9 protein-coding genes are annotated in these 18664 nt (G+C 67.8%); 6 read left to right on the forward strand and 3 right to left on the reverse strand.

Features of this window, described 5'->3' with window-relative positions:
- Window positions 1–3: 3 nt before the first annotated feature.
- Window positions 4–1599 carry a tetratricopeptide repeat protein gene (locus ACZ5D2_RS13630; RefSeq protein WP_468929064.1) on the forward strand — a complete coding sequence of 532 codons (1596 nt, stop codon included), beginning with the start codon at window positions 4–6 and terminating at the stop codon, window positions 1597–1599.
- Window positions 1600–1778: 179 nt separating this feature from the next.
- Here the strand turns inward: ACZ5D2_RS13630 and hppD are convergent, their stop codons facing one another.
- A complete protein-coding gene (gene hppD / locus ACZ5D2_RS13635) occupies window positions 1779–2933 on the reverse strand; it encodes a 4-hydroxyphenylpyruvate dioxygenase (RefSeq protein WP_371678367.1) in 1155 nt (384 codons plus the stop codon).
- Between the two features lie 129 nt (window positions 2934–3062).
- Between hppD and ACZ5D2_RS13640 the strand changes: the two genes are divergently transcribed.
- From ACZ5D2_RS13640 to ACZ5D2_RS13655, 4 genes are all read left to right on the forward strand, one after another.
- On the forward strand, window positions 3063–3533 hold the full coding sequence (locus ACZ5D2_RS13640; RefSeq protein ID WP_371678366.1) for an Lrp/AsnC family transcriptional regulator: 471 nt from the start codon (window positions 3063–3065) through the stop codon (window positions 3531–3533).
- Window positions 3534–3609: 76 nt separating this feature from the next.
- The gene (locus ACZ5D2_RS13645) at window positions 3610–4221 is read left to right on the forward strand and encodes an ArsR/SmtB family transcription factor (RefSeq protein WP_468929067.1); all 612 of its coding nucleotides are present in this window, start codon (window positions 3610–3612) and stop codon (window positions 4219–4221) included.
- Between the two features lie 56 nt (window positions 4222–4277).
- A complete protein-coding gene (locus tag ACZ5D2_RS13650; RefSeq protein WP_371678364.1) occupies window positions 4278–4520 on the forward strand; it encodes a hypothetical protein in 243 nt (80 codons plus the stop codon).
- Window positions 4517–5818 carry an MFS transporter gene (locus tag ACZ5D2_RS13655; RefSeq protein WP_468929069.1) on the forward strand — a complete coding sequence of 434 codons (1302 nt, stop codon included), beginning with the start codon at window positions 4517–4519 and terminating at the stop codon, window positions 5816–5818. Before ACZ5D2_RS13650 ends, ACZ5D2_RS13655 begins: the two co-directional genes overlap by 4 nt.
- Before the next feature lie 1220 nt (window positions 5819–7038).
- Here the strand turns inward: ACZ5D2_RS13655 and ACZ5D2_RS13660 are convergent.
- Window positions 7039–7497, reverse strand: a complete 459-nt coding sequence (locus ACZ5D2_RS13660; protein ID WP_468929070.1) for a hypothetical protein — start codon at window positions 7495–7497, stop codon at window positions 7039–7041.
- Between the two features lie 2 nt (window positions 7498–7499).
- Window positions 7500–14189, reverse strand: coding sequence for a polymorphic toxin-type HINT domain-containing protein (locus tag ACZ5D2_RS13665; protein ID WP_468929072.1), 6690 nt, complete (start codon window positions 14187–14189; stop codon window positions 7500–7502).
- Window positions 14190–14559: 370 nt separating this feature from the next.
- Between ACZ5D2_RS13665 and ACZ5D2_RS13670 the strand changes: the two genes are divergently transcribed.
- Window positions 14560–18555 carry a ricin-type beta-trefoil lectin domain protein gene (locus ACZ5D2_RS13670; RefSeq protein WP_468929074.1) on the forward strand — a complete coding sequence of 1332 codons (3996 nt, stop codon included), beginning with the start codon at window positions 14560–14562 and terminating at the stop codon, window positions 18553–18555.
- Window positions 18556–18664 lie beyond the last annotated feature (109 nt).

The following is an 18664-nucleotide window of genomic DNA, read 5'->3' on the forward strand; positions in this document are numbered from 1 at the left end:
AGCGTGACAGCCGGGGCCATCGGTGTGAACACGGCCGCGACCGGCTTCGGACACCTCGGCGAGCTCTTCATATTGACGCACAGTGAGCGCATGGACGGTTTCGACGAGCATTCGCAGCAGCCCGCGCCGCCCGTGACCTTCACCGGCCGCAAGACGGTGGTGGCGGCCGCGGTGGCGGTGGTCCTGATCGCCGGGGCCCTGCTGATCCGCCCGGCCCGCACGGGCGACGACGCCCGCCCGCCGGGGCCGAGCGAACGGGCCGCGTCGGCGGTCGGCGTGGGCGCCCCGGCGGCCGCGGTGGACCTGACGGCGCTGGTGGCGGACCGGGAAAAGTGGGTCGCCGCGCACGCCGACGACGACGCTTCGTGGGCGGTGCTCGGGTCCGCGTACCTCGAACAGGCGCGGCGGACGGCCGAATCGGACTGGTACCCGAAGGCGGAGAAGGCGCTCAAGCGGTCGCTGGAGACCCGGCCCGCGGAGAAGGGCAACTTCGACGCGATGACGGGCATGGGCGCCCTCGCCAACGCCCGCGCGGACTTCGGGACGGCGAAGAAGTGGGGCGAGCTCGTACGGGCGCAGGCGCCGCGGCGCTGGACGGCGTACCCGGTCCTCGTGGACGCGTACACGGGCCTCGGCGACTACAAGGCCGCCCAGAAGGCGCTGGAGCAGCTGTCGGAGCTCCGCGAGGGGCTGGCCGCGCACCTGCGGGCCGCCCAGGTCTACCGGGACCGCGGCTGGCGCGAGGACGCGGTGGTGTCGCTGGAGCACGCGGCGGGCGCGGCGAAGGCGCCGGCGGAGAAGGCGTACGTGCTGTACCGGCTCGGGGAGCTGGCCTTCGAGCGGGGTGACGCGGCGGAGGCGCTGCGCCAGCAGGAGGCCGCGCTGCGCACGGACCCGGCGCGGGCGGAGGCCCTGGGCGGCCGGGCACGGGCACTGGCCGCGCTGGGCCGGGGCGGGGAGGCGGTCCGGGACTACCGGCTGGCGCTGGGCCGTACGCCGGAGCCGCGCCTGGCGCTGGAGCTGGGCGAGCTGCTGGACTCGCTGGGACGGCCGGAGGAGGCCCGGGTCCAGTACGAGGCCGTGTCGGTGCTGGCGGCGCGCCGCGAGGCGAACGGCGTCAACGAGGCGGTGGTCCTGGGCCTGTTCGAGGCCGACCACGGGGACGCGGGCGCCGCCGTACGCCGCCTGTCGGCGGAGTGGAAGCGGCACAAGAGCGTGCAGGTGGCCGATGCCCTGGGCTGGGCGCTGCACCGCGGCGGGGAGGACACGGCGGCCCTGGAGCACGCGAAGAAGGCCACCGAGCTGGGGGTGCGCAGTGCGGAGTTCTCCTACCACCGGGCGATGATCGAGCGGGGCCTGGGCGACGAGGCGGCGGCCCGCCGCCACCTGGAGGAGGCCCTGCGGACGAACCCGGGTTTCTCCCCGGTGCGCGGCCCCCTCGCGAAGGAAGCCCTCGCCACGATCGGCCAGCCCCCCTCGGGCGGCCCGGAGAACATGCAGCCCCGCACACCGTGGGTGGCCCCGGAACTCCCGAAGCCCAACCCCCCGAAGCCCAAACCGAAGCCGGCCTCACCGAAGCCGAGCCCGTCCTCCACCTGACCGGAGCCGAGCCCGTCCTCCACCTGACCGGAGCCCTCCCCGGGGGCCGGGGCAGCCGGGGACGGCAGAAGGGTGGGGTGGGCCGGGGGATGCCGCTCCGCGCAGCGGCAGTCCCCGGCCCGCCCCACCCCCGCCGGCGGCCGGCCCGCGCCCCGCCCGGGGACCCGGGCCCAGGCGACCTACAGGTTGCCCCGCTTCTCCTGCTCCCGCTCGATCGCCTCGAACAGGGCCTTGAAGTTGCCCTTGCCGAAGCCCATCGACCCGTGCCGCTCGATGATCTCGAAGAAGACCGTCGGACGGTCCTGCACCGGCTTCGTGAAGATCTGCAGCAGGTAGCCGTCCTCGTCACGGTCCGCCAGGATCTTCAGCTCGCGCAGCTCGTCGATCGGCACGCGCGTGTCGCCGACCCACTCGCCCAGCGTGTCGTAGTACGAGTCCGGCACGGACAGGAACTGGACGCCCGCCGCCCGCATCGTCCGCACGGTCGCCACGATGTCGTTCGACGCGAGGGCGATGTGCTGGACGCCGGGGCCGCCGTAGAACTCCAGGTACTCGTCGATCTGCGACTTCTTCTTCGCGATCGCCGGCTCGTTGATCGGGAACTTGACCTTCTTGGTGCCGTCCGCGACCACCTTCGACATCAGCGCCGAGTACTCGGTCGCGATGTCGTCGCCCACGAACTCCTTCATGTTCGTGAAGCCCATGACCTTGTTGTAGAACGCCACCCACTCGTTCATCCGGCCGAGCTCGACGTTGCCGACGCAGTGGTCGATGGCCTGGAAGGTCCGCTTCGCCGGCGGGGCGACGATCGGCTCGACGGCGACGTAGCCGGGCAGGTACGGGCCGTCGTAGTCGGTGCGCTCGACCAGCGTGTGGCGGGTCTGGCCGTAGGTGGCGATGGCGGCCAGCACCACGGTGCCGTTCTCGTCCTTGACCTCGTACGGCTCGTCCAGCCCGCGCGCGCCCTGCTCGACGGCGTACGCGTACGCGGCGCGGGCGTCGGGGACCTCGATGGCGAGGTCGATGACGCCGTCACCGTGCTCGGCGACGTGCTCGGCGATGAAGCGGCCGTGGTCGGTCGTCGGCTTGATGACCGAGGTGAGGACGAAGCGCGCGGAGCCGTTGGTGAGGACGTAGCTGGCGGTCTCGCGGCTGCCGTTCTCCGGTCCGGAGTAGGCGACGAGCTTCATGCCGAAGGCGGTGGAGTAGTAGTGCGCGGCCTGCTTGGCATTGCCCACGGCGAAGACGACCGCGTCCATGCCCTTCACCGGGAAGGGGTCTGCCTCACGCGCGGTGTGCGGGGTGGTTTCGAGGTTCACCAGAGACTCAGTCATGAGCGCAGAGTCCCGCCCTTCCACAAGCTGCGCAATAGTTTCCCTTTCTCCTGTACAGAATGCCCAGCACCAGCGCATGATGACTGAGAGATCTGTGCAGTATGACCAGCCGAATGAGGGAAGGTTCCCATGGGCATCGACGAACTCGACGGCCGGCTCATCGTCCTGCTCGCGCGCGAACCGCGGATCGGGGTCCTGGAGGCCTCCCGGCGCCTGGGGGTGGCGCGCGGCACGGTGCAGGCACGGCTGGACCGGCTCCAGTCCAACGGGGTCATCCGCGGCTTCGGCCCGCAGGTCGACCCGGCGGCCCTGGGGTATCCGGTCACGGCGTTCGCCACGCTGGAGATCAAGCAGGGGCAGGGGGCGGACGTACGGACCCACCTGGCCGGCGTGCCGGAGGTACTGGAACTGCACACGACCACCGGGACCGTGGACATGCTGTGCCGGCTCGTGGCGCGCTCGAACGCCGACCTCCAGCGGGTGATCGACCGGGTCGTCGGCTTCGAGGGGATCGTGCGGGCGTCGACGGCGATCGTGATGGAGAACCCGGTGCCGCTGCGGATCATCCCGCTGGTGGAGCAGGCGGCGCACGAGGGCTGAGCCGTCCGGGGAGTTCCAAAGAAGACGTTGCAAAGAAACCCTTGCATAGGACTCTTTGCAACTCTACTGTTGAGCCATGCCCGAGAAGAACGCCGCATCCGGCGCCCCGCAGCCCGGCGGCGAAGAGCCCAACGTCCGGAAGCTCGACGCCCGCTCCCTGCGCGGCCTCGCCCACCCCCTGCGCATCCGGCTCCTCTCCTCCCTGCGCCGCAACGGCCCCGCCACCGCGTCGCAGCTGGCGGAGCAGCTCGGGGAGTCCAGCGGGGCCACGAGCTACCACCTGCGCCAGCTCGCCGCGCACGGGTTCGTCGAGGACGCCCCCGAGCACGGCAAGGGCCGCGAGCGCTGGTGGAAGGCCGCCCACGACGGCACGGCGTTCGACGAATCCCTGCTCCAGGACGAGGACCCGGCCACCCGCGGCGCGGCGGAGCTCTTCCTCCACGAGATCGCGAACATCCACGCCCAGGAGATGAACGCCTGGCTCGGCACCGCCGAGGGCTGGCCGCAGAAATGGCGGCGCGGCTCGGACATCAGCGACTTCACCCTGCGGCTGACGGCCGAGCAGGCAATCGAACTGATCCAGAAGATGCACGACCTGGTCAACGACTACCGCGACCTGCCGGAGTCGGAGGGCACCGAGAGCGTGCGCGTCCACACGCACGCCTTCCCGCGCCGCGAGGGCGCGTAGGCCCCGGGCCCGCCCCACTCCCTCCCGAGCGACACCACCACCGAAGGAGTCCTGCCATGCACGCCTTCCCGTACGCCGAGATACACGCCGAGATCCACGCCGCCCGCACCGCCGAACTCGCCGCCGAGGCCGCCGCCTGGCACCTCGCGCACGAGAGCGCCGCCCCCGCCCACTCCGCCCGCGCCACCCACGCCGTCCCGGCCCTGCGCAACCGGCTCGGCGAGGCCCTGATCAGTGCCGGACTGCGCCTGATGGAACCGGCCCACGTCCACGCCCGCGTCCGGCAGCACGCGGCATGAGCAGGCGCCCCCTCACCGCACTCCTGGCCGCCAACACCATCTCCATAGCCGGCAGTTCACTCACCCTGATCGGCGTCCCGTGGTTCGTGCTCCAGACCACGGGGAGCGCCGGCCGGGCCGGGGTCGTCGCCTTCTGCGCCACCCTGCCCGTGATCGTCGCCGCGCTCGTCGGCGGCCCGCTGATCGACCGGATCGGCCGCCGCCGCGTCTCCGCGGCCTCCGACCTCATCTGCGCGCTCGCGGTCGGCGCGATCCCGTTGCTCCACTACGCGGGCCTGCTGGAGTTCTGGATGCTGTGCGCGCTGATGGCCGTCAGCGGCCTCGTGCACACCCCGGGCCTGACCGCCCGCAACGTCCTGCTCCCCGCCCTCGCCGAGCACGCCGGCACCACCATCGGCCGGGCGTCCAGCCTCTACGACGCCGTCTCGCGCGGAGCCCGCATGCTCGGGGCCGCCACGGCCGGCCTGCTGATCACGTTCGTCGGCGCCGAGACCGTCCTGCTCCTGGACGCGGCCTCCTTCGCCGTCTCGGCACTGCTGATGACGGCGTTCGTGCGCGGGGTCGCCGCCGCCGACCCGCAACCCACCCCGGAGAAGGTGACGTTCGGCGCCTACCGGGCCGAGATGGCCGAGGGCTGGCGCTTCCTGACCCGCTCCCGGCTCCTGATGGGCGTCACCCTGATGGTGATGATGACCAACGGGCTGGACCAGGGCTGGAGTTCGGTCCTGCTGCCCGTGCACGGCCGCGAGGACCTCGGCAGCGCCGGCGCGGTCGGCCTGATGGTCTCCCTGTTCGGCGGCTCCGCCCTGCTGGGCGCCCTGCTCTACGGGGCGTGGGGCGAGCGCTTCCCCCGCCGGGCGGTGTTCGCGGTGGCCTTCCTCCTCTGCGGCGCACCCCGCTACGTGACGGCCGCCCTCACCGACACCGCGCCACCGCTGGCGGTCGTCATGGCCCTCTCCGGCCTCGGGGCGGGCATGCTCAACCCCATCCTCGGCACGGTGATGTACGAGCTCGTCCCCGAGGAACTGCGCAGCCGCGTCTCCGGCGTGACCATGGCGGGCTGCGAGCTGGTGATGCCCCTCGGCGGCCTCGCGGCGGGCCTCCTCGTGGACGCCTTCGGCATCACGCACGCCCTCCTGGCCTTCGGCGCCGTCTACTTCCTGACCACCCTGGCGCCGCCCCTCTTCCCCGCCTGGCGCGGCCTCGACCACACCCCGCCCCAGCCCCTCAGCACGCCGGAACCTCCCCGCCCCGCTGAAGCGCCCGCAGGGAGTCCGTCCATCCCCGAACCATCCTGAGCCCGCAGCACCGCTCCGCTGCCACCACGGAGCTCCGCACTACGCTCGCCCCTTGTCACCTTCCTGCCCATCGCGCCGGCCTGCCCTACCCCGATCCGGACACGACCCTCGTTGCCCGCCGAGGCCTACCTCGACTCCGGCTACAGTCCCGGCGCCGCGCTCCTCGCCATCGCCCTCTGACACTGCAGAGAACTTTCCCGGCAGTTCATCGCTGAAGGGGCGGCTGATGACCGCCCGCAGAACCACCGCGCCCGACGAGACGCTGAGCACGCCGATGAGTTGCTGACGGTGCCGCAGGTTATGGACCGCCTCTAGCTCGGCCGCCCACGCCGCATCCCCGCCCACACGCGACCGACTTCATCCGCTGCGCGAGAACACCCACACCCACTACACCGCATTCGTCAACTGCTATCCCGTCCCCGGTCTTGGCAAGAAGAAGCTGACCAAGCTCACTGCCAAGGACGTCCGCACCGGGAGCTCAACCAGCTCCGCACCACCTGCCAGTGCTGCGCGCGGGGCATCGACGCCCTTCGTGACCAGCCGCGCTGCTGCGTCGCCGGCCAGTGCTGCCGCAAGCCGCTCTCCCCACTGACGCTCACCTACATCCACTGGGTGCTCAAGTCCGCCCTGGAACACGCTGTGAGCGAAGAGGAGATCTCGCGCAACGTCGCCCCCGACCCCACTGCTTCGAACCCCTCGCCACTGACGAAGCCCGTCAGCTCCTCACCACTGCCCAACGGCACGGGATGTACGCGCTGTTCGAACTCACCCTCCACACTGGACTACTCAAGGACGACTCTTTGGCCTCCACTGAGAATGCCTCGACCTCAACGCGGGCATCGCCGCCATCCGCCGAACCTTGCAGCGCACCAGCGCCGGCGGCCTCACCACGCTGCCCACCAAGACGCGCGTCTCTGAACGCCGCACCGCTCTCCTCGCCCGCGCCCTCGGTAGCCCTCGGAACCGCCGCCGAGCCCGACAACGACGACAAAGCGCCACTTTGTGCAGCACCGTCCGCTGACGTTGCCGTCAAGCACTGACGTCAGACACCTATGGAGCCCCCATCAGTCGCATCTGGTGGGGGCTTCATAGGCGCGCGCGGAAAATTCATGCAGCTTCGAGTGGAGATCCGTCCTCGATAGGACCAGCTTCCCTATCGCTCAGCGCGGTAACCTACCTGCCCCCAGCTGGCAATTAACCCCCTCCCTTGAATTGGCAAATCAAGTAACCGGAGAGCAATTAACGCTCGACCAATAACTTCGCGCTGCCTCGAAAATCGGATCGTACTCAGCAGACGCCACGACCGCGACCAACGTAGGGCCCGTCATTGATCCATCCTCGTCACCTCGCGCCACCACAACTACGTTGCCGTTATATACATATCCGTGGATCAACCAGTCATCCAACGACTCGGCGATAGACAGGGTTGCGCGGTCGTGGAGTTCCTCCTCGGTCAGCAACGCCGAGAGTACGACATCCCTATCTGAGAACAAGAGGCCAAGACGATCATCGTCCAGATGCGTCAGGCCTCCCAGCCTGGCCATAGCTGTACCCAGAATGCACGGTTCGGTGTCACCGATCAATTGACCGTCCACGATGAGCTGGAAACGGAACATTCTCCGGCCCTTCAATGGGGCGACAAGAAATCCGAATCGACCATCGTCGGTCAAGAACCTCACGTCTAGCCTCTCCTCACCTGAATGGGCACACGACTCATCGGGATCGGAACCGGGGTACCCGACTTCGTCACACCGTTGGTACTGCCACTCCAGTGCCACGCGCCGTTGCCGTCATCGAAGTAGCGGTAGTATTCGGCATTTCTACCGGAGCCAACCTTGGTCCACCTGGTGCCGTCAACGAGGACGCTCTTGCTGAACTGCTCCTCAGCATCACCCGGCAGCACTGCCTTCTTCGGAACATACGGGTTCGGACCACCCGTCGGATCGTGGTGCCCCGGATTCTCATACTTAGGGCATGTGGCGTTGTGTACGAGGACCGGAGTCTCGCCCGCCAGCACATAGTACGTGTGGAGGTCTTCGATCGTCAGGTTGTAGGTCTTCACGTGCTGCGCGTACGGCTCATTTTTTACGATGATTGCCGCGTTGCCGCCCTCGACCATCACCGACATGCCGGCCCTCAGGTCGCTGGCAGCAACCCAGGCATTCTGGGATGGCGACCAGAAAGGGTGCTCGTGAGTAGCGCTGAGGTCTTCGACCCCTTCACCTGTCGCGATGGATAACTTGTTAAAGAATTTGTCACCTTCGGTAGCGATCAGCCCGGTTACACGCCGCTTCCCGGATTCCCCCGATCTCGGGTCAGTCGCGAGGACCTCGTCCCCTATCTGGATCTCATCAATGGCCTTGGATTCACCATCACCCATGACCACTTGAGTGCCCGCGAGGAAGCAATTGCAGCCGCCACCCTTGGCAGGCTTCGTCCGGGTACCGTCCTGAAGCCTTATGCCGCCGCCGGATCCTCCGGGTATCTCATAGGGCTGGACCTCGCCGTTCACGAGCTTCGCAGCGATATTGAGCTCGGCGTAGTATCCGAGATCAGCGCAGTCGGTGGCTTCGCAGGCGTTCAGCAGCGCCGTCGTCTGCGCCGTCCAGATCGTCCCCCGCTCATTGTTCACGACAAAGCGGAGCTCAATGGTGAGCTGCTTCCGGTATTCCTTGAGGAATTTCGGCGAGGCGTTCTTGGGAAGCCGGAGCGGCTTGTCGCTCTTGTTGAGCCATACCTGGTCGTTGACAGTCGGCCTGTAGACGGCGGGGGTACTGTCGTAACCGCCCGTCATCCCGTTGGGGCGAGCCGGGTCGTTGACGGACAGATTGTCGTCACGCGGGTTGTAGTGGCCTCCGCAGTTCCCGTTCAGGCAGTCCCTCTCGATCTCGCCGGTGGGATCGCTGAGAGAAACGGGGTTGTTACTGGAGTACACGTAACCGTGGAGCTGCTGCGAGCTGGAGAGGTCCATCAGCGGATCCACGGAGATGAAGCGACCCGTCAGAGGGTCGTATTCGCGGGCTCCGAGGTGGGTGAATCCGCTGTCCGCGTCCTTGGTTCCACCGACGAAGCCCTTGTCGCCGGTCCAAGCTGTGGACCGGGTGCCCCGTTCCTCACCGAAGATCCCCGTCTTGCGACGCTCGACGGTCTGCGTCGCATCGGCGCTGATCTGGGTGGTGCCTGTGCCGTGGTGGTCGGCCAGGGTGAAGGTGAGTTTGCCGCCCGTGCGCATCGCGACGCCGCCGTAGTAGCGGGTCCCCGTAACCTTGCCGGACTTGTCGAGCTTGAGCTCGTTGCCGCCCGGGAGGTAGAGGGTGACGCCGGTCGAATCCTTTCGGAGCAGACGCTGGCCGGCAGTGTCATAGGCGAACGAGTTGCTGGACGCGCCCTGGTCGAGGGCCTTGAGGTGCCCCTCGGCGTCCCACTCCAGGTACTGGGTCTCGGCTGTTCCGATCTTCCTGGTCTTGGTGTTGCCGGATGCGTCGTAGGTGAAGGCCTCGTCCCGTGCGTCGGCGCCCGATTGCGTGACCTTGGTGAGGTCGTGCTTGCCGGCCGTCGGCGCCGCGTACGTACGGACCGTGTCGGAGGCCGCCGCCGGATCCGTCTTGTGCTTGGTCTCCGTCTTCCGGTTGCCCACCGCATCGTAGGTGTAGGTCGTCCAGTAGGCGTCCGGTCCGCCGACGACCGCGTCGGAAGGCTTTGCCGCACAGGTTTCACCCTGATTGGTCCATGCCTCGACGATGCGGCGCAGGGCATCGAGACCGACGCACTGGGTGTCCGTGGTGCGGTCCGAGTCCTGGCCGAAGGCGGTGGCGATGGCCGTCAGGTTGCCCGCGGGGTCAGCGGTGTAGCGCGTGTCATCGAGCCTGTTCGGTGCTACCTCCCGATCGTTGTAGGACCGCGAAACCATGCCGGTGTGTTCGTCATATTCGGTCGAGGTGAACACCCTCTGGCCAGAAGCTCCCAGTTCCTGGCGGATGCTGCGGCCGTAGTGGTCGTACGTCATCGCCGAGACGAGCCGGCTGTTGCCCGCACCCATGCTGTTGAGGAGGCCGGAGACCGGTCTGTAGGTGCTGCCGACCGTCTCTGCGGGCAGATCTCCCATGGCCGGCTGCTTGGTCGTAAGGAGCTGCCCGGCAATGTTGTAGGTGTTCGTCCACTTGTACGTGCCGGCCAGGGCCCCGACGTCAGGTGCCGCCGGGATGTTCACCTGTGCTTGCAGTGGCTGGTAGAGGTTGTCGTAGACCGTGACTTCCGACTCGTAGGCCCGACCGTCGATGAAGCGGACCGACTTGCTCAGGCGCCCCTTGGCGACGGTGTCGTAGAGGTTCGACGTAAGGACCGTTCCGCCTTGCTTGACCGCCGTGGGGCGTCCGAGCTCGTCGTAGTCGGTGTGCAGGGTGATTCCACGGGCGTCGGTCACGTCCGTGGCTTTGCCTGCCGTGTCATAGGCGGTCTTCGTGGTGCCCTTGTCCGGATCGTTCACCTCTGACTGGGAGCCACGTACGTCGTAGGTGTACGTCCACTGGGCACCGCTCGGGTCGGTGACCTGGGCCAGACGTCCGAGCCTGCTGTACGTGTACCGGGTGGACTGCGACGTCATGCGTCCCGGGTCGGTGTACTGCTTGAGTTCGACCGTCCGACCCAGGGCATCCACGACCGTGGTCGTGGAGGTACCGCCTTGCGGCGGGACGACCGTGGTGGTGTCACCGCCGTAGCTGGTGGTGGTCCGCTTCGTCTCCACCCCGAACTTCTTGGAGATCACCGCAGTGGGGCGGTCGGCACCGTCGTAGACCGTGTCGACAGAGGCGGGATAGGCACTCTCCAGGCCGGTCGTGAGCTGCGCCTCGGGGAGGCCGTTGGCGTAGTAGGTGCCCGAGTTCCGCCAGGGCCGGCCCTTCGTGTCGTAGAACGTCTCGGTGATCAGACGACCCGCAAGGTCGGGCGACGCGGTCTGGGACTGGCGCTGGCGCAGCAGCCCGTCCTGGATGGAGTAATCCACCGAGTACTGGTAATCGTGAGTCAGCGACTTTGAGACGACGACGTTCGGGCCGTCGTTGCGGATCACGTACTCGAACTGGCGGCTCGGTTTGTCCGGGTTTCCGGCCGCCGACCAGTTGGGCAACCAGACCTTCGAGGTACGCCCGAGGGCGTCGTAGGCAGTCGTGGTCACCTTGCCGTTGGCGTCGGTCACCTTCGTGGACTGCCCACGCAGCGGGTCCAGCTCCGACGACACCGCGTGGCCCTTCGGGTTCGTCACGACCATGGTGGTCGCGACTTCTCCGGTGGCGGGCGTCAGGGTGATGGTGGTGAGCCTGCCGTACGCGTCGGCGATGGCCAGCTGGCGCCCGTAGGCGTCGTAGCACAGCTGGTCCTTGGCGGCGCCGCAGGTGCTGGGGACCGAGGAAACGGTGTCGTAGCCGTCGCCGCTCGCGTTGATCGTTTCGGTCTTGGTGAGCAGGCCGATGCCCGGCAGGGTGCCGAACGCCCCGTTGTCGAAGTAGGTCCGGTTGTCGGAGATGACGTCCGTCGGCCGATTGACCGCCGTGCCGCAGGGCACGGCCACGGTCTCGACACGGCTCACCTTGTCCAGGATCCAGCTCGCCGTGTTGCGGGCATAGCTACTGGTCGTGCAGGTCTCGTCGCCGCTCTTCGCGATGTCGCCGGACTGGGACTCCCAGTCGACCATGCCGTAGTCGTCATAGTGCCGGGTGACTTCGGTGGTACGGGTCCCACTGGTCACAGCGGTACGGGTGGAGGCCTTCTCGACTCCCGTCCGGTACGACACGAGGTCGGGCAGACCGGGCCTGACCCGCCGGGCCACGACGTCCGAGCGCCAGGGGGTACTGGAGGTCGCGGTGAGGGGCTTGCCCGTGTCGTCACCGTCGTAGGTGGCCGACTCCCGGGGCCGGCCGGCGAACTCGGGGCGGTCGGTGACCGACGTTCCGGTGCCGTCCGTGACCTCCTTGCCGTCGAGACCGCGGAAGTAGCGCATCTCGGTCAGGGACTTCGGCTCGTCGACGGCCCCGACACGGACCTGCACGCGCTCGTATCCGCGGGCGACGGAATGGACGCGATCCTCAGACTTGGTGAACTCGTCCGTGCTCTTGTCCCAGGCGGCTCCGCCGAGGTAGCTGTACGAGGTCACCTTGTCGGGCGAGTCGACCAGGTTGTCGCCTTCCACGACCTGGCTCACGACGTAGGTGTTGAACCAGTCCAGCTTCGCCGTCTCGCCTTCGAAGGCCCATTTGACCGGATAGCAACGGGTGGCGTTCGTGGCGTCCGCCGCGGGCAGCGTGGCGGTGGTGCAGTCCGGCTGCGAGTAGGTGACACCGATCGTGCCGCCGGACTCCGTGGTCACCTGGTACAGGCGCAGGCGGATGAAGGGGGCGAGCCCATCGCCCGTCTTGTCGACACGGTTGGCCTTCTGCTCGCCCGCGAAGCTGACGGGAGGAAGGGTCACGTCGGGGGCGTCGCCGGCCTTGGCCGTGCGGGTGACGGACTTCAGCCACAGAGGGGTGGAAATGCCGTCACCCGAGGGCGGGAAGCTCTGTTCCAGGGCCCAGGAGTCGACGTCCTTGTACGTACCGCCGGTCAGAACCTTGGTGTTGATGCCCGTGAGGCGCATGCGCGACCAGAAAGTGGGCGAGAACTGGTTCTTGCACTCCGCGGAGCCGTCCTTGCAGAACTGGTCGTAGGGTGCATCGGGCCAGTTCTTGGCATTGGCCTCGTCGAAAGTCCCGCAGTTGGTGAGGCATCGCTCCGACACGTCGAAGGTGACCTGCCCCATGGCCTTGGCGCTGTAGACCGACCCCGCGCGCAGGCCGTAGTCGATGTGGTCGAGCCAGCCGCTACGCGTGTAGGGGGTGACGGTGCCCTTGCCGGTCGTCTGGGAGACGTTCCGCCCGTAGTTGTTGCTCTCCGTCTTCCAGTAGTAGGCCATGGCGCTGCCACCGGGGGCCACCACGTAGTCGAGCTGCCACCGCCAGGCCTGCTGGCACCAGGCGCTCGCGAAAGAGGCGTTGTAGCAGGGCTCGCCCGCCTGATTGCCGTAGACGGGAACCGTCCAAGCGGAGTTCGTCGTGGGCGTGGACCCGTCCTTCCAGCCCGGAAGACGGTTCAGACCGAAGAAGTACTGCATGCCGTCGGTCGTGGTGATCTTCCAGTGCTCACCGTCGTTGTCACCGTTGGCGGCACCGGTGAGCTTCTCGACCTTCTCCCCGGAATCGGACGCGGGGTGCCAGCCCTTGCCCTGCTCGAAGACGAGCTCCGTGGACTTGCCGTTGAGCGAGAGCGTGGCGTTGTCGTTGAACCAGCACTGGTCACCGATCTTGGCGGTGCTTGTACTGCCGGTCTTGTCGTCAACACATGGTTTGTACTTGCGTTCGATGAAGCCCGGATCCCAGGACCAGCCGTCGCCGATCCAGGAGGCCTGGGTGTTCGATGCGGCAGTGCGGCCATCCACCGACTGGGAGTTGTAGTCCAGGGAGATCTTCGGCACAAGGCCGCCCGGTACGGCAGGTGTCGCGACGTTGTACGACCAGGAGAACGCCCCGGTCGATCCACCGGCGTTCCAGGAGCCCGAGGGCCCCATCGGCGTCGCCTTGTAGTCGCCGCTCGAACCGGAAGCGCCGGCCGTCGCCGCCAGGACCATGCCCGTGGATCCGGCGGCAGCCGCCGGCGCGGCCCACAGCCCGGCGGGCTTGGCCGCCTGCGGCGCTGAACCCGGCACGGCGACCTGGGCCGTGAGCTTGCCCGAGCGGGTGTCGTTCCGCGTCGCCAGGGGCTTCTGCGTACGGCATTCGGAGCGGTCCGGCGTGGTCAGCGCGCAGGCCGGGAGTTCCACCAGGTGCAGGCGGGAGGCGTAGTCGCCGCCGTACGCGTCACGGAAGCCGTTGTAGTCCACCTCGACCCCGGCCGACGCGGGCTGCTGGGCCCCGTCCGAGCGTCCTACCGACAGCAGCAGGCCGTCGATACCCGCCTTGCGGGCGCCGTCCCGGGCGCTGACGGCGACCTTCACCTTGGCCGGCGTCGCGACGCCCCCGCCCGGTGCGGCGTGCACCGCGACCGGGAACTTCCCGTCCGGCAGGGAGCCGGACCCGGCGGTAAAAGCCTGCCCGCCGGAGGCAATGGCCTTGGTGGCCGTGCCCGACGCCAGGTCCACCTCGGCCGAACTCGCTGCGGGCCAGGCCACCTTCGGAGCCCGCCACGGTCTCTCCACCGCGGCATCGGGCTTCGTCGTTCCGCCGGTCCGGACCGGCGCCACCGGTACGGCCTTCGGCTGCTTGAGCTCGGGAAGTAACGGTCCACCTTTGCTATCCGCTACGGCCACCGCACTCGGCAGCAGGCCGGAGAGGACCGCTGCGGCCAATGCCGCAGAAAGCCCTCTCATTCGAGATCGTCTCACACCCCACCCCACATTTCCAGGAAATTACCGGCGCAGACTAACAGCCCCAATTCGCGAGTCCGACACGCCGATAATGGCTTGAATTCGAGGTTGCGGAACATCAATTAATACAAAACATATCTCCCGGACCAAAACGCCACATTAAACCCCAGAAGCGCCGAATCTTGCAGGTCACAGGGTGCCTCTCCCGCAGCCGGTCGAGTACAGTCGCCGCGAATATCGAATGATTGGAGTTCGGGTGAAAACTGAAAGACCCTCCTCCGGAAAGCCCGGCCGGCAAGGGATGTCGAGAGCCATTTCCATGACTCTCATTGGCGCAATAGCAGCTAGCGGTTTGGCCGTATTGCAGCCTGCCACCGCGGCTGTCGCCGCCACCGACCCGGTGGCCGACGGCTCCATGAGCCCGGAGGACTTCGCTCTCGCCAAGGCGAAAGAAACTGGTCAGCCCTACGAACTGGCGTCGGCGCGGACGGGTTCCTCGGACACCTGGGCGCTGCCGAACGGCAAGTGGTCGGTCAAGCGCTACGGAACGACGGTGCGGGTGCGGCAGGGCGGGGTATGGGTCGCGTCCGACCCGACGTTGCGCTTCGGCTCGGACGGAAAGGTCACGCCGAACGCGTCGGCCGTCTCGATCGCCTTCTCGGGCGGCGGTACGGGCCCCTTGCTGACCGGCGTACGGGACGGACGCACGTTGTCGCTGACCTGGCCCAAGCCACTGCCGAAGCCGACGCTGGCCGAGAACGTGGCCACGTACCCGAACGTGCTGCCGGACGTGGACTTACAGCTCAAGGCCGAGGTCGAGGGTTTCTCACAGCTGCTGGTGGTCAAGACGCCCGAGGCGGCGAAGCATCCGGATCTTGCGCTGCTGAAGTTCAAGCTCGACACGGTCGGTCTCAACGTCACCAGTGACCCGACGACCGGACTGCTGACCGCGGTCAACCCTGCCGGGCAGAACGTCTTCACCGCCTCGGCCCCCATGATGTGGGACTCCACGACCACCGGAGCCACGCCCGCCCCCCAGGCCCGCTCGGCGGCATCTGCACGCTCCCTGGCCGCCGATCCCGGAACCGGCGGCGGAGCGCCCTCGGACGCGTTCGTGACGCCGTCAGGGGCCAAGGACGCCCAGATGCCCACGACCGTCGCCGGCGACGCCCTGGAGATCCGGCCGGACCAGGCCCTGCTGACCGGCGCGCAGACGAAGTACCCCGTCTACATCGACCCTTCGGTCGCGTGGGGCGAACGCCAGAACTGGGCCTGGGCCTACCGGAGCTGGCCGAACAACTCGTACTGGAACACCAAGCAGGACGTGCGGGTCGGCTACGAGAGCGACACGAACGGGCTCTCGCGCTCCTTCTTCCAGCTGGACACCTCGAACATCAAGGGGGCCCTGGTCTCGAAGTCGACCTTCCGCGTGAAGGAGACCTGGTCCTGGTCCTGCACGGCGACTCCGGTGGAACTGTGGACCACCGGCCCCATCTCGTCCAAGACCACGTGGAACAACCAGCCGGCCAAGGGGACGCGACTCACGACCGTCACCGCCGCCAAAGGCTACGAGGGATGCGCACAGGGCAACCTTGAGTTCGATGCCACGGAGGCGGCCAAGGAATCCGCCTCCAAGGGCTGGGCGAGCGTGACACTGGGTCTCTACGCCTCGAACGAGGGCGACGTGTACCAGTGGAAGCGCTTCGACCCGAAGACGATCACGCTGGAGACGGAGTACAACTACCCTCCTCGCACCCCGCGGAACCTGGGTACCAACCCATACGCCTCCTGTGACCTGGGCCCCTTCGGCGACGTCATCGGTGACGCCCGCGTGAGTCTGTTCGCAACGATCGAGGACCGGGATGGTGGAAACCTCAAGGCCGAGTTCGAGCTCTCCAGGCTGTCCGAAGTGGGATTGGGCTACAAGGTGATAGCGACGCAGTCGATCCCAGCAAACAACGGCCAGGTCGCGACCTGGAGCGTCCCTGACTCGACCCTGCCCAATGGCTTCTATAAGTGGAAGGTTCGTGCCAAGGACCAGGACGACACGTACTCCGACTGGGGCACCTGCACGTTCCTGGTGGACCGTACCCGCCCCAGCAAACCTCCGGTGATCAGCTCCACCCAGTTTCCGGACGGCAGGAACGGCTGGCCAGCCAACACCGGCAAGGCCCGGGCCTCAGGCACGTTCACCTTCTCCGCCAACGGCATCACCGATGCCAAGGAGATCCTTTACTACACGGACACCGAGCCCGCTCCGCAGGCGGTCGCCCCTGACGCCAGCGTGACCCTCACGCCCCCAGGAGCAGGACCGCATTTCGTCTACGCGATCACCGTCGACAAGGCCGGCAACCGTTCCGACACGGCGACCTACCTGTACTACGCCAATCGTTCGCAGTCCCAGGACGGCCCGAACGACCTGAACGGCGATGGCAACAGGGACATCTGGACCGTTGACTCACAGGGCAGCCTGCTCACCTATGCCGGCCAGGGCAACGGCAAGTTCTCGGCTGCCGCCAAGGGCGGTGTCTCCTTCAACGGAGCCCAGATCGGAACCCAGGGAGACTGGGATGGCGACGGATACAACGACCTCGTCTCCCTCCAGCAGCCTTCCGGCATGACCCAGAAGAAACTCTGGACCTATCCCAACAACGGACAGGGCTCGGTCCTCAACAAGCCCTCCCAACTCACGGTCGCCTGTCCGGTCAAGGACCCCGGCATCGGATGTGACTACGGCAACGATTGGAACGGCGACGACCACTGGTACAACGCCGATCAGGTCGTCGCGCCCGGCGACCTCAACGGGGATGGCGTGCCCGACCTCCTGGTCAAGCAGGGCAAGCAGCTGTGGGCCTACTACGGCAGCATCTTCAACACCCTCGACAGCAACGGTGAGCCCGTCCTCGTCGGCAACGGCGACTGGGACAAGTTCACCGTCGTCGCCCCCGGTGACCTGAACGGCGATTCCGTTCCCGACCTGTGGCTGCGCGACGACGCCTCCGGCGAAGTCTTCCGGACCCTCGGCAGCAAGGGGCCCAACGGGCTCCTCGACCCAACCACCTGGGGAGGCGCCGCCAGCCGCGTGAAAATCGCCACCGGCATCGGCAGAACCGCTTATCCGACCCTCGGTTCGGCGGGTGACGTCACGGGCGACAATCTGGCGGACCTCTGGGCCGTCGATGCCAACAGGCAGCTTGCGACCTTCAGCGGCACTGGCACCGGCCAGCCCCTCAACGTCACGGGGATCAACCAGACCCCGTCCTTTCTGGGCAACGTCACCGCGCCCAAGGCCCAGTGGAAGCTGACGGGTCTCTCCAGGAGCACGACCACACCCAGCGCTGTCGGCAGCTTCCCTGCAGAAGTGGCCGGTATCACGTGGCCCACGGCCCCCATCGCGGGCCGCACTACCCCGTACGCCGCGTTCAACGGCCCCGGTTCGACCATCACCACGGAGGTGCCCGTCGTCGACACACGGCAGAGCTTCACCATCAGCGCCTGGGTGAAGCCCGGTGCCAGCGGTGCCGTCATCAGCCAGGACAACAACCGCAACAGCGCCTTCGCGATCTTCGCCGATCCCAACTCGAAGAACTGGGCCTTCGGGCTCACCTACGCCGACGTCGACGGCTCCGCGTACGACTGGTCCACCAAGACCGTCAACGACGCGGCCAGGTACACCCCTGACGCCTGGCAGCAGCTCACCGCCGTCTACAACGCGGAGACCGGGCTGATGAGCCTCTACGTGAACGGCACGCTCGCCTCCGTCGGCCACCACAACGCGGCTACCAGCCCCCCTCCAAGCGGCCCCCTCGTCCTGGGCCGGTACAAGGAGAACGGAAGGGCCGACTACTACCACGAGGGCCTCAAGGGCGGCGTCAGCAACCTGGCCGTCTACCCTTACGCCGCCCCGCCCACAGCGCCCGGAGCCACCGGCCCCATCTCCCTGGCCGCCAAACCGAGCCACTGCATGGACAACGACAACGGCCGGCCCGTCGACGGGAACAAGATCCAGGCCTGGGACTGCAACATGATCGGTGGTGGCAACGCCCAGAAGTTCGACATCCGCGCCGACGGGACCATCCGCCACCAGGACAAGTGCCTGGACGCCACCGGTGCCGGTACCTCCAACGGCACACCGATCCAGATCGTGGGCTGCCACAACCACCCCGCCCAGCAGTTCCTGCCCCGGGCGGACGGCAGCCTGTACAACCCGGTCTCCGGACGGTGCGTGGACGCGGGCAACATGCAGAGCGGCACCCAGCTCTACTTGTGGGACTGCAACGCCACCAACCCGCAGCGCTGGGCCATTCCGGCACTGAGCACAGCTCCGCTGCCCGTACCTCTGTGGTGACCTGGGTGAGCGTCTGACGACGAGCGGGCGTGGGGGGGGGGGGGGGGGAAACCCCCCCCCCCCCCCCCCCCCCCCCCCCCCCCCCCCCCCCCCCCCCCCCACCCCACCC

This window comes from Streptomyces sp. NPDC031479 (assembly GCF_055581065.1).

What these genes read in the sequence shown, in the direction of transcription:
- hppD (WP_371678367.1), bottom strand. Translation starts at nt 2,933, where the DNA reads ATGACTGAGTCTCTGGTGAACCTCGAAACCACCCCGCACACCGCGCGT.
- ACZ5D2_RS13640 (WP_371678366.1), top strand. Translation starts at nt 3,063, where the DNA reads ATGGGCATCGACGAACTCGACGGCCGGCTCATCGTCCTGCTCGCGCGC.
- ACZ5D2_RS13645 (WP_468929067.1), top strand. Translation starts at nt 3,610, where the DNA reads ATGCCCGAGAAGAACGCCGCATCCGGCGCCCCGCAGCCCGGCGGCGAA.
- ACZ5D2_RS13650 (WP_371678364.1), top strand. Translation starts at nt 4,278, where the DNA reads ATGCACGCCTTCCCGTACGCCGAGATACACGCCGAGATCCACGCCGCC.
- ACZ5D2_RS13655 (WP_468929069.1), top strand. Translation starts at nt 4,517, where the DNA reads ATGAGCAGGCGCCCCCTCACCGCACTCCTGGCCGCCAACACCATCTCC.